Origin of the sequence: Hahella sp. NBU794 (assembly GCF_050749805.1) — a bacterium.
GTDB lineage: Bacteria > Pseudomonadota > Gammaproteobacteria > Pseudomonadales > Oleiphilaceae > Hahella.
This window is the reverse complement of record NZ_CP192738.1, coordinates 817,525-829,703: the sequence shown is the minus strand read 5'-3', so window position 1 is coordinate 829,703 and position 12,179 is coordinate 817,525. Positions and strand designations below refer to the sequence as shown.

Here is a 12,179-nt window from a genome sequence, read left to right as displayed (position 1 = left end):
TATATCTGCGTTTCCAGCCTTAAGCAATAATGCTTACAGAGAATCCACTACAGACCGCTAACCAACTGATTCTTTAGACTACTCTCGAATACATAGAAACATATACGGTTAGTGTTGTGGACTGGATAATCAATAGCAGCCAAAGAAACGCCATTCATCCAAGCGGACTCGAGCTGTTTTTTTACGCATTCGGCGGCGAGTTACGGGAACTGATGCCCCGTAATATCCCGGAAGAATTATCAGCCTCAGAAGTCCGTGAATTAGTGCAAGATGGTGAGAAGAAAATCACCAACTTCTTCGGACTTGAGAGCGACCCCCGCAAAGTGCATATCCTGCTCTAAGCGGACAAAAAAACCGAGGCAAACGCCTCGGTTTTTTATTGCCTTCAATTTCTTCCGAATCGCGCCCTACATAGCGCCCTCCAGACAGTACCGGTTATCCAACCGGCTAACGCCTAACCCGCTCATCTTCTTCACTTTGATCTGCACGGAAATACGCTCTTTCATCGCCTCTACATGACTGATGACGCCGATCATCTTGCCGCTGGCGTTCAGACAGTCCAAGGCATCCAGCGCCACCTCCAAGGTCTCGCTGTCCAGAGTGCCGAAGCCTTCGTCCAGAAACAGCGAGTCAATGCTGGTTTTATGGCTGACCAAATCAGACAAGGCCAACGCCAAGGCCAGGCTCACCAGGAAACTCTCCCCGCCAGACAGGGTCTTGGTGTCTCTGACGGTATCCGCCTGCCAGGTATCCACCACTTGCAGCTCAAGAGCTTCTCCTTCACGACGCTCCAGCTCATAACGACCGTGTAAGCGACTTAAATGCTGATTGGCGAGATAGACCAGATGGTCCAGAGTCAGACCTTGCGCATAACGGCGGAACTTGGCGCCGTCCGCCGCCCCTATGAGGCTACTCAAATACGCCCAGTCGTCGTAGCGCTGCTGTTGCGACTCAATATCGACCAGCAGCTTTTGCCGACTCATCCGCCTGGACTGATCGCTTTGTAATAACTGTTTGATTTCACCCTGTTTTTGACTGATGGCTTTCAGCCCATCCGTGAGGGCTTGCAGCTGCTCCGTCAATTCAGCGTCTTTTAACTGAGTTGCTGGCGCCGCCAACAACGCATTCAATTCTGCTTCCGCACGCTGCTTCAGGGTGGCCGCTCGATCCTTCTGTTGATCCAGCTCCTGCTTCAATACCGCCAGCGCCTGTCGCTCGTCTTCATTAATCAACGCCTGTTCAAAAGCAGCTTGATCCGCAAAGCGGCTGGCGGCGAGCGCTTCGCTCCATAAGCGTTCCGCATCGGACAATAGAGCACGCTGTGAGCCCAGCTGCGTCTTCAACACTTCCTCACGTCCCAAGTGCTGCTGCAGCGCAGTGTCGGCCATTTCTTTGGCTTCCTGCAATGTGGCCCAACGCTTCTCCGCCGCCGCCAATTGCTCCTGCATACGCTTACGCTCTTCCGTCGGCGACTTGTCGCCAAATAACGCCTGACGCTGCGTCTTTTTCTCCGCCAACGCCATTTCCGTCTGCGCCAAGTTTTCCTGCAATCCTTTTAAGGTTTGTGCGATATCCGCGGTTTTCTCCGCTACATGCTCCCGCTGACGCTCCAGATCCCCGGCTTGTTTCACGCCCTGCTCCAGCTTCTCCTGGCGGGCCTGATACTCTCGCGCTTCGGCATTACGCGTCTCCAGCCAGGCGTCCTGCTCATCCTCCTGGGGCATCCCATAGCCCATACTGGAAAACGCTTCCGTCAGCCCCTGTTCAAGGGCGCTCAGCACAGAGCGTTGCTCGGTCTGCTGCGCAAGATGCGCATCAATCTCTTTGCCGAGATTCAGTAGGTCGCGCTGCTGCAGTTCCAGCTTTCTGCGAATCTCGCCAAGCTCCTGCTCCGCAGCAGTCGCGGACTCTTTAGCTTGCTGCAGTTGTTTTTCCGTTTGCTCCAACGACCGCACACGCTCCGCCAGAGCATTTTCTTTGGCTTCTTCTTTCTGTAAATAAACATCAACGCCGTTTTGGGCGCCCGCAGGCGCATCAATCGCCAGATTGACGCCGAACTCCTGACACAACTGCGTCCACTCATCCTTCAGAGCAGCCATTTCCTGATTCAGCTTGCCGCGGGTCGCCCCTCCCAACTCCAACTCACTGGACAGTCGGGCCGCCGCTTCGTTCAGCTTCTTGCCCTTGTCCTCCAATTCCTGCAATTGCTTGCGCTTCTCTTGCAGACGTTTTTCCGTGTCGGACTCCCGCTGCGCTTCATAAGCCGCGATGCCGGGATGCTCGTGAGAGCCGCACAAAGGGCAAGGCTCTCCAGGGCTCAGGCGGGCGCGATGCTCGCTGAGCGAAGCAATCTGACGCTCTTGCTGTAGCAGACGATCCAGGTCATCCAGATGCGTCTTCTCCGCTTTATACTGCTTACGCATCAACGCCAGAGACTGCTTTCCTTGCTCTAACTCATTCTCGCGCTGACTGAGTTGCGCATTCAGCGCCGTCAATTCCTGATTACGTTTGCCATGATCATCCGCCAAACGTCCCAGCCGGAAACGATCCGTGCGGCTTTTTTGCATTGACGCCAGGCGTTCACGCAGATCTGCCTCGGTCTCTCCCGACAATGCATCGAGTATGGCTTGCTGAGTCGCGGCGACGGTCTGACTACGCTCTTCCAGAACGCTGTGCGCCGTAGCCTGCGCCTCCTGCAAACGAACAGACTCCGCCTCCTGCTGGCGATGCTCCACCTGACGCGTGCTGACAGCCTCTTGCAACTTGGTCAGCTCAATCTTCGCTTTTGTTCGCTGCGCCAGACGCTCCCGCCATAGAGGCAGATTCTCCGGCAATAGCTTATGGGAGCGCCTGCTTTCGAGGTATTCGTTCGCCTCTTGGATCTCCTCCCGTAACGTCTTCAACTGAAGGGATAGGGCTTTTTCCTGCTCTCCAGATTCCTCTTGGCGTCGCAGGGCCTCAGTGACAGTTTCTTGTTGCTGCCGCATCAGAGAACTGAGTTGTTCGATCGCCTGATCCAGAGGCATGACCTTTTCCGCCACCAGGCTTTCCAACTCTTCCCGTTGCGTCTGCAATTGCATCAACGCTTGTTTCGCCGACGCAAGTTCAGAGGATTTACGCTCCAGCTCTTCACGAGCTAATTCCAGGCTTTCCGTCAGAGACTTGATATGCCTTTCTGTCTGCGCATAAGCGTCATGGGCCTGCTGGAAGTCTTTATAGAAAGGACGCAGCTTCTCCGCCGGCTCACTGAGCGCCAGACGCCCCAGGTCAGCTTTCTCCTGCTCCAGTCGCGCCGTCGCCTCGGTAAGACCCCGTTCAGCTTCATTGAAGGACTGCTGCGCCTGGGTCAATCGGTCCAGCCACTGCTTCTGCGCCCGCAAAGTCTCAAGGCGTTGGGTATCTGTTTTTTCCTGAGTGTCGAGGGCCGCCGCTTCTTCATAGTAGGCTGTCAGCTCATCGTCGCTGAGCAGGTCCTGCCCTTCCGCCTTCGCCCGCAGTCGTTCCAACTCGCCTTTTGCGTCACGCTGGCGCTCAAAGACCCGGGCGGAAATCTTGCCGTAGATCTCTGTGCCGGTCAGCTCTTCCAGCAACTCGGCGCGTTCATTCGCAGGGGCGTTCAAAAACGCCGCAAAGCCGCCCTGCGCCAGTAACATGGACTTGGTAAACCGGGCGAAGTCCAGACCCGTTAATTCCGCAATCAGGATCAGCTTATCCTTCACTTTATCCGCCATGATCTTGCCGTCCGCTGTCGCCAATTCGACCTGAGGCGGCTGAAACCGACCTTCCGCCAGATTGCGCGCACGTCGCTGGCTCCAAAAAGCGCGATAGGCCTCGCCTTTCACTTCAAACTCGACTTCGGCGAGACACTCCGCAGTGTGCCGGGTCATGATCTCATTGTTCATGGGTGAGACATTGATGCGTGGCGTCTGGTGATACAACGCAAGACAGATCGCATCCAGCAATGTTGTTTTACCGGCGCCGGTCGGTCCGGTAATGGCGAACAGCCCATTGCTATGAAAAGGGTCTGCTCTGAAGTCTATTTTCCACTCGCCTTTGAGGGAGTTCAGGTTCTTGAGGCGAAGACTCAAAATTCTCATGCATCGTCCCCCGTCACAGAGGCTGCAACACTGGCTTCAGCGACAACTTCCGCTTCCACGCCGTCCGCAAGCACATCACTCTCCACCAGACGAAACATCCCCATCAGGCGCTGCCTCCGCGCCTCCGCATCTTCTCCTTCCCAGACTTCCTGAGCGAGGCGGCGTTCAAAAACCTCTTCCACCGTCAGCTCCGCCAGGGTTTCTTTCTCCAGCCGCTCCAGTCTGAGCCCCTTATTCTTGCGTTCGCGACGCACCAAAAGCACTTCCACCGGCAGAGCGCCAACCATGTCCTGGATGCGGCGCTGCAAATCATCGAGATAGTCCTGAGTCGCCGCCACCTCGATATCGACCCAGACCTTATCCGCATTGCTGAATAGCGACAATTGAGAGTTGGGCGCGACAATGGAGCCCAGCTGTTTCTCTATGGATTTCAGATCGCCGCGAATCACTTGCATCGGCTGAAAACAGGGCGTCTCCAGTGGCGTCACTTGTTGCAAACGCCCATCTTCAAAGTCCGCCATCAACACCGATTTGGTTTGCTCCGCCTCATCAAAACTCAGAGGAATGGGCGAACCGCTATAGCGAATATGCTCCTGACCGCCCACCTTCTGTGAGCGATGAATGTGGCCTAAAGCGAGGTAGTCCACCGGAGGAAAGGCGCCGGAAGGAAACGCGTCCAACGCGCCAATATAGATATCCCGCACGGACTCCGAGAGTTCCGCACCCACCGTCGTTAGATGACCCGTGGCGATAATGGGCAGCGCCTCGCCGAATTCCTCGCGACGCGCCTGCGCCAACTGAAACAGGCGCGCATAGTAATCGGCAATCGCTTGCTGCAGCGCCTGCTGTTTCTCAACACCGTCCTGTCCCGCCTTGCTGGTGGTAAGGTCACGTTGCCGCAGGAAGGGAACCGCACACAGAATAGCGCCTGGCTCTTCATTGCGATCATTCAACAACAGCACGTTGTTCTCCGGCGTTTCCGGCATACCCGCCACAACATGCACATTCAGACAGGCCAGCAGATCTTTGGATTCATTCAGGGTGGCGACGGAGTCATGATTCCCTGCCAACAGCACCAACTGGCAGTCCGTCCGCTGTAACTCCACAACAAAGCGGTTGTACAGCTCCCTCGCATAACTGGGCGGCGCTCCCGTGTCGAATATATCGCCCGCGACGATTAAAGCATCCACCTCATGCACCTGGACTTGCTCCAACAGCCAGTTGAAAAACATGGCATGCTCATCCGCCCGCGTTTTACCGAAAAAATGCTGGCCAAGGTGCCAGTCCGAGGTATGAAGAATACGAAAGGTCATTAGAAAAAGTCAGCCGAATCCAAATTTCGGCAAAGTTTACGAAGCTTGGCGGGTAAAGGCTATAGATGAAGGGGATAACGTGAAAACTCCGTCCAGAGTTAACAGAGCACACATAGCAGAAAATTTGTCCACTCGACACAGATCAAAACCAGCTATCACATTTGAAGTCAAAAACTTACCTAGTGCACACCCTAGTTATGTCGTTATAACTTGTAGTATAGATTTGCGATGCGGACACGGATGGCCGAACAAATTTTCCCCTTCCGTGACGCTCATAAAACGATAAAGCTCTTAAACAACCGGCCATGGAGTTAATTCGGTCATGTTAAAGAAACAACCTACTCATCTCTTTCAATCCAAGCTAGCGCGTAGTCTTGTATTACTTGCACCGCTTGGTCTTATTGCATCAACAGGCTCAGCAAGTGCTGAAGACTTTTCTCTGGCACTTAACGTTCTGGTGAAAAATAATTCCGACAGCAGCATTTATGCTCAACCACCAAAGTTTTCCAGCATCACTCCTATTGGCTCTCAGTCAACCGACGCGACTGGGCTTGTCATCGAAGGGCCAGCAACATTAAGCGGCTCTAACTGGTGGCATGTGGATTTTGATTCAGGTGTTGATGGCTGGATTAGTGAAAGCTCTTTAACTGCTACCTCTAGCCCACAAGGGAAACCTGCAAATATTTACTCAATGGTGAGCTTAACGCCAGAAATCGTTTCCTGGCCACTAACAAAGGCTTACCCTGGAGTTGAGTACAACATTCGACTAGGCGTAATTGGCGGTAAGTTTCCTTATTCCTTTGGCTTAACGCAAGCGCCTTCAGGCATGTCTATCCACCCCAAAACAGGTGAAATATCTTGGAAGCCTTCCGCCTCTTTAGAAGGGCAAAGCTACCAAGTAAAAGTGGATGTATATGACAGCCTTCAGCAAATGACCTCACAGGAGTATACGCTCCAAGTAACATCCACAGGCTTCCATTTCGTATCTCCCTATGGATCTGACGAAAGCGGAGACGGAACAATCAACAGTCCATGGAAGACCATTTCACATGGCGTTGATCAAGGAACTACAGATGATATTCTGTATGTTCGCGGTGGCGACTATTATGAGCTTATTAATTTCTCCGCGAACAAAACCAATAAAGTTCTTGCGTTCCCAAGTGAAACCCCAGTTGTCGATGTAAACTATGCAGGGGTAATGGACACCAAAGGCGAATTTGGCGTCATTGATGGACTAGAGATTAAAAACTGTGCTCGCTGGTGCTTCTATGTCAGCGGAGCTGAAACAGACTGGATATTTAGAAGAAATCATATGCATCATTTATATGACACTTCCACTTCTGGAAATCCATCTTTTATTTTCTTCAATGATGGAGGCAGATATAACACTGCCCGCTTCGTAATACAAAACAACACTTTCCATGATTTATTTGATCGCGGCTCAGGCATCCATGGAGACAACACGTCCAACCATCATGGCTCTTCAATGGTTATGTACGATGTGAGAGAGTCTCTAATTGAAGATAATGTCGCATACAACATTGACGGTAATGGTTACCACGACAAAGACAACTCATTCAAGAACACGTTTAGAGGAAATCTAGCCTATAACGTCAGTCAAGCTGGTTTATCTATTTCTAATCAATACTATTCTTTTGGAGTAGATATTCTTAACAATAAGCTTACTGGTAAGTTTGTCGGGCTTCGAATTGGCCATCAGAACGTTGGTGTTATAGGCAATATTCTTGCCCATCACAACACAGTGTATGGTGGAATGGAGCACAAAAACGGTACTTCTCCAGTGGGTGGAGCAAATAGCATACAAATTCGTGACAATATTATTGACAGCATCGGATCGTCGAGACCTGCTATTTTCTGCTGTAACACTGGAGATGGTGGAGCATGGGCCTCTGAGATTTCCGAGAGAGACTACAATCTATATTCCACATCTAGCTCCATCATCGCAGGTATGTGGGGAAGCAATCGCTTCACAATGTCTACATGGAACTCATTTGGTCAAGATATTAATAGCATTGTAGGAAGCCCTATGCTCATAGGCCCAGCCTTCCGTGACTACACCCCGCTCCCCAACTCCCCGGTCTGCGGCGCGGCCAGTGACGGTTCTGACATCGGCGCAGTTCCCTGTAACTGATGTTATTGATAAGAGTGTAATGATCGGCTGACTGCCAGCCGCAAGACAGGCCGAATATCCATAGGGATGTTCGGCCTTTTTTATTAGGGTGACCCGTCCTGAGTAAAGTGTGGACTTACTGTTCACCAGTTATAACAGCCAGTTATGGTAAGGCCTGTCCATCAAATAATACTTACAGGAGTCTCTGCGCTGTTTGCCTGATAGCGCCTGTAGTCGAGTGTAGATATCATCCCGCTGCACCAGCTCCCTGGTGTCCGTCTGACCTCCTCTTCCCGACATCGCCTGTCTGAGCATACGACTGCCAATCATGGCGATACGCAGTTTAGGGGCGTCCACGCATGCATAAGACTGCAGGTTTACATTTGGCGGTTTTGGCAGGCTGAACAACACGTCCAGAATCGATGGGTTTTCCACATAAACCGCATACATCATAACGCTCCAGCCAAAGTCATCCTTCTGGTTCAGAAGCGCCTGATAGGAGCTTAAATACTTCACCGCCTCTTCATTCTGGTAAAGAATCGCCAGCATCAGCGCGTTGCGGCCAAATTCCGTCCGCGCCATCAGTACTTTTTTATCCAGCCCGCGTAGTTCTTTGATTTTGTTGCGAGCCGCCAAACGATGGGCGATATTCCACTGGTCGATGGAAGACACCAACGCCATGGTGAAAAAAGGATTTTCGTGCTTTTTCGACTCAATCACGGCGGTATACATAGCGTCATAGTTATCGCTACGGGGAAACTTCACGCCAGCGCGAAGCGCGTCCAAGAGCGCTTCATACATCCCATCTCGAGCCAGAAAATTGAGATAAGACACACCAGGAGCCCCTTGCGTATCTTCAAGCGAGAATGCGTCCAGGTTGAAGCCCTGCGCCGGATAGCGGGAGTCCTTGGCGTTTTTCATCAGTTCGGGCCATGCCGTGTCCACTACCGAGTCCCACTGCAGCTTATCCGCTGCATACAGCGCGCTGGCTCTCGCTTCTTCCGATTGCCCGTGGGCCGCGCACGCAAGCGACAGAAGCATGATAGCGCCACTGATGCGCGCCCCCTGCAATCCAGGCCTCTTGAACAGCCAGGCGCCCAGAGTGAAAAACGCCTTCATGATTCGCTATCGCCCCCGAAAAAGTATTCATCCAGCATTTCCGCAGGGCTTCGTTTCTCCAATGCCGCCAAAGCCGCTTTTTCCTCCTCCGATACAAAATCTTTCGACGCCAGGCGTTGCAGGTAAATATCCTTGGCCGTCAAATTGCCGTTATTGGCTCGCAGGGTCGAAGCGCCCAGGCTGGGCAGACTCTGCACCAGTTCCGGCGACGCCCAGCTCACCAGATAGTGCGCCAGAGTATTCCCGTCTTTATCCACCCATTCCGCAGCGGACTGATCTTTCAACAACCAGATCACCAGTCTCTCCGTATTGCTGCGAGTCCCTTTGAGAATCAAGCGAATCTTGCCTTCCCAATGTGGGAAGTCCCGTGCGATATCCCAGAGCACTTTCTGCTTAACGCCCGGAGTCTCAGCCTCAATTTTGTTCAAAAAGTCAGCAACGCTTTGCAGGTGTTCTCCTCCATCACGCTTCATCCCGGTCATCCCCGCCAGCGTACAAGCCAATTGCGGTTGACGAACCAAATACTCTATCCCCCCTTTTTTCATCTGCACCTGTGATGACGAACGTCCAGAGCTTCGCCAAGAGCTATAGTACGAGGCGGAATCATTAGGGACTTTTATTATGTTGCGATTGTCGACACCCACATAATGAAAAGCGCTGGACAGCTCGTCGCAATTCAAGGGCAACTCTCTAATAGCTTTCGGAAGTAGAGAAATGTCCTTCGCCTTGAGTAGGTTGGCGGCGATAACCTGATCCCGCTCTGCTCGCTGGCTTTTGGAAAGCTTATCGTCGTTAAAAGCTATCGCCGGGTGCTTGAGCAGCGTCTCCACGCGTTCCTGTTTATCTTCCGCCACCGTAGCGACGATCCAGCCGACTTTATCCAAATCCACCACCGGCCGTGGGGGCAGTATCTTCAAAAAGTCATTAACATTATGCTTGGCGGTCCATTCCCAAAGGGGCTCAAATATAGATTCTTCTATGGCGTTCACTAACCTCTTGTTCTGCTCATACTCAGGCGCCAGTTCATCACCAAGCGCTTTGCCATCCAACGCCCGGCGACTGTGATCTTCATTTAAAACAGCCAAGCGCCGCCGCCAGGTATTCCGCAAGTCGCGGCTATATAACTGGGTCCCCAGATATCTTGTAACCGCCTTACCAATATACTCTAGAGGTTCGCTGTAATAGCCCATATAGGAACCGTTATAGCTCTGAGAGATCGACTCCTGGCTTAGCCATCGTTGATACGACTGTGGTGCGGAGGACAGCTTTTGCAGCAGCAGCCAGAATGTTTCGTCATCAAATACACGGTTCTCGCCAATGCCTCCATTAGCGTAGTCAACGGTTATGTCTCCCAAACAACCGAGGCCACTGACGTTATCCAACGCCAGCTTGATGTGCGCCTGGTTATTGGTCAATAAAGCCTGATACAGCAGGTTGAAATCCCTGTCTTGATCACAGACCGGCCACCCCATATTAAGTGCCGCCTCCGTAATTCCTGGCCAACGCCAGGACGCAATCACTGGGTTTAATATCGCTGACAATAGAAATGGCATAACCACAGCAGATAAGCCCGCGATGAGCCCCCACTTAACTTTGCGCGGCATAACAATAGGCGGCGCAGCAGGCTGAGGTTGGGGCCTATATTGAGGTTGGGGTTGCGTCTGCGCCGTAGCGCGATGCGCCCTTCTCCCTTTGGGCGGTTGCGCCTTGGCGGGCCGCTTGGCTTTACGTTTTACGCTGTTCGCCGCTTTTTGTTCGACGGAACAGAACGGACACCCATTACCGAAGCTCAAGTGCTCCTTGTTATTCGGGCAGGGTTGCAACGGCGAATCATCCGCCGCCAATAACCAATGCAGGTGATCGCTCCATTCCTGCGCTGTCGGCCTGGCGTAGGGTGACTGAGTGAAGGCGTTTTCAAATAGCTGGCGCGTGCGCGTATCCAGAGACTGGTGAATGCTCCAGGGGGATGGGGCAATCCGGGGGTGCTCCTTTAAGCCATAAGCATATAGACCCGCGCCAATACGTTCGTGGTTAGTCGTAGGTAAATTGGCGCCGCCTTTGGGGGTTCCCTGAAACGGATGCACGCCTTGATTGAGCAATTGAAACAGGATGACGGCCAGCGCAAAACGGTCCTGCTCTTCACCAAGCTGATCCGGCCCCTGACGTCCCTTAATGGCTTCCGGAGCGATATAGTCAGGCGTGTACTGGTGCGCAGTGAAGCGCTTGCCAGCGCCTTGAATACTGAAACCGTCACAGTCCAGCAATGCAGTGAAGAAGGTTTCCCGATAAACATTGATGTTTACCGGCTTCATGTCGATGACATGATGGCGCTTGCGATGCAGCGCTGCGATCAGCGCAGCCAGATTCTTGGCGGCGGAAAGGCGGTATCCGTAGTGCTCAGGAAGCTTGCTGAACTGCCGTGTCTTACGGTTCAGCATCATTTCCAGTGAAACGGCTCGGGACAGATCGACGAAAGGCATCAGATAGCCTCTCAACTCGCCGCGCCTATTCGTCACAATGGACTGCGGCCAGGCGATTTGCACAAAGCGATGTCCATCGTGCTCAATGTGGGACAGCTCCGGCGAATTCGCCAACATGGCTTCCAGCTTGGCGCGGCGTCCGGGGTCCTGCTCTGGCTTGTGATAGATCTTAGCGACCAGATCAGGGCGTCCCTCGACGCGGTATATGGCCGCATCCGCGCCTTGCCCCAAAGGTTTATCCAGCAGGCGGACGGCCCCGCCGCCCACCTCAATCAGCGTTTGCGTTTGGCCCATAACAACGTCTTATCGTCACCAGAAATACGGCGGGCGTTGGCGTGATCGAGAATCTGCTGGAGCGCAACGACGCCCCGCTCTTCTTCGTTCTGTTCCAGAAATGCGCAGACCGGAGCGATAAAGTCGCGGTCCAATCCATTAGCCGCGGGTTTGGCGGTAAAGCTGTAGGCGCCGTCAGTCACCAGTATCAGCTCATCATATTCAGAGGGCACCGGGGTTATGCGCAGATGCTCACGCCAGCGATCCTGGGTGAAAAAGAAAGTTTCTTCCGCGTATTCGCCGTTTTCCGGCAAACACAGCAGACAAGGCGCCCATTGACGCTCCTGCACCGCCGCCGCCATGCCATCGCCGATTTGCAGAACAAATCCGCCGCTGTCGTCCATGACAACAGCCGCCAGCGTCGCATGAAAGTCCGCCAGATTGGCGTCAGGATAAGCCTGCAGTAGTTGACCGCGACAAGTTTCGACGGCCTGCTCGGCAATCCTTCGTACGTAGGACTCTTGCAACGGCGCGGAAACGTTCTCAGCGAAGGCGTCCACGACACACTGGCTTAACATGCGGCTTCCTTGCTCCGACTGCGCCGCAGAACCCGCGCCGTCGCTTATCGCCGCAACCAGCCGCTCACCAATAACGCGCCAACTGAACGCATCCTGACAGGGTAGTCCGTCCCGGACATGGTGCGGGCCAGCAACGCTGGCCGCGACCACTTTCCAGGCCGGCTCTGGATAACTGCTTGTCATAGAGG

The 12,179-nt window shown here is 53.2% G+C and carries 7 protein-coding genes; 2 read left to right on the top strand and 5 right to left on the bottom strand.

Annotated features, from left to right (window positions below; translation table 11 throughout):
- Positions 1-116 precede the first annotated feature (116 nt).
- Positions 117-341, top strand: coding sequence for a hypothetical protein (locus tag ACQYWX_RS03715; RefSeq protein ID WP_127968486.1), 225 nt, complete (start codon positions 117-119; stop codon positions 339-341).
- Positions 342-407: 66 nt separating this feature from the next.
- Here the strand turns inward: ACQYWX_RS03715 and ACQYWX_RS03710 are convergent, their stop codons facing one another.
- Together ACQYWX_RS03710 and sbcD are read right to left on the bottom strand one after the other, a co-directional pair.
- Positions 408-4,097, bottom strand: coding sequence for an AAA family ATPase (locus ACQYWX_RS03710; RefSeq protein WP_431687922.1), 3,690 nt, complete (start codon positions 4,095-4,097; stop codon positions 408-410).
- Entirely contained in the window at positions 4,094-5,410 is a 1,317-nt protein-coding gene (gene sbcD, locus ACQYWX_RS03705; RefSeq protein WP_431687921.1) for an exonuclease subunit SbcD, read from the bottom strand. The genes ACQYWX_RS03710 and sbcD overlap by 4 nt, the downstream gene beginning before the upstream one ends.
- 322 nt (positions 5,411-5,732) lie before the next feature.
- Between sbcD and ACQYWX_RS03700 the strand changes: the two genes are divergently transcribed.
- Positions 5,733-7,562: a putative Ig domain-containing protein gene (locus tag ACQYWX_RS03700; RefSeq protein ID WP_431687920.1), complete on the top strand. Its 1,830-nt coding sequence runs from the start codon at positions 5,733-5,735 to the stop codon at positions 7,560-7,562.
- Between the two features lie 129 nt (positions 7,563-7,691).
- On the opposite strand, the gene ACQYWX_RS03695 is transcribed toward ACQYWX_RS03700, so the two are convergent.
- Genes ACQYWX_RS03695 through ACQYWX_RS03685 form a run of 3 tightly spaced genes read right to left on the bottom strand, consistent with a single transcriptional unit; the run spans position 7,692 to position 12,174 of the window.
- Complete coding sequence (locus tag ACQYWX_RS03695) at positions 7,692-8,660, bottom strand: ankyrin repeat domain-containing protein (RefSeq protein ID WP_431687919.1); 969 nt, start codon at positions 8,658-8,660, stop codon at positions 7,692-7,694.
- Complete coding sequence (locus ACQYWX_RS03690; protein WP_431687918.1) at positions 8,657-11,434, bottom strand: protein kinase domain-containing protein; 2,778 nt, start codon at positions 11,432-11,434, stop codon at positions 8,657-8,659. The genes ACQYWX_RS03695 and ACQYWX_RS03690 overlap by 4 nt, the downstream gene beginning before the upstream one ends.
- On the bottom strand, positions 11,413-12,174 hold the full coding sequence (locus tag ACQYWX_RS03685; protein ID WP_431687917.1) for a PP2C family serine/threonine-protein phosphatase: 762 nt from the start codon (positions 12,172-12,174) through the stop codon (positions 11,413-11,415). The genes ACQYWX_RS03690 and ACQYWX_RS03685 overlap by 22 nt, the downstream gene beginning before the upstream one ends.
- Positions 12,175-12,179 lie beyond the last annotated feature (5 nt).

Coding starts and splice junctions, on each gene's coding strand:
- ACQYWX_RS03690 (WP_431687918.1), bottom strand. CDS start 11,434: ATGGGCCAAACGCAAACGCTGATTGAGGTGGGCGGCGGGGCCGTCCGC.
- ACQYWX_RS03695 (WP_431687919.1), bottom strand. CDS start 8,660: ATGAAGGCGTTTTTCACTCTGGGCGCCTGGCTGTTCAAGAGGCCTGGA.
- ACQYWX_RS03700 (WP_431687920.1), top strand. CDS start 5,733: ATGTTAAAGAAACAACCTACTCATCTCTTTCAATCCAAGCTAGCGCGT.
- ACQYWX_RS03710 (WP_431687922.1), bottom strand. CDS start 4,097: ATGAGAATTTTGAGTCTTCGCCTCAAGAACCTGAACTCCCTCAAAGGC.
- ACQYWX_RS03685 (WP_431687917.1), bottom strand. CDS start 12,174: ATGACAAGCAGTTATCCAGAGCCGGCCTGGAAAGTGGTCGCGGCCAGC.
- sbcD (WP_431687921.1), bottom strand. CDS start 5,410: ATGACCTTTCGTATTCTTCATACCTCGGACTGGCACCTTGGCCAGCAT.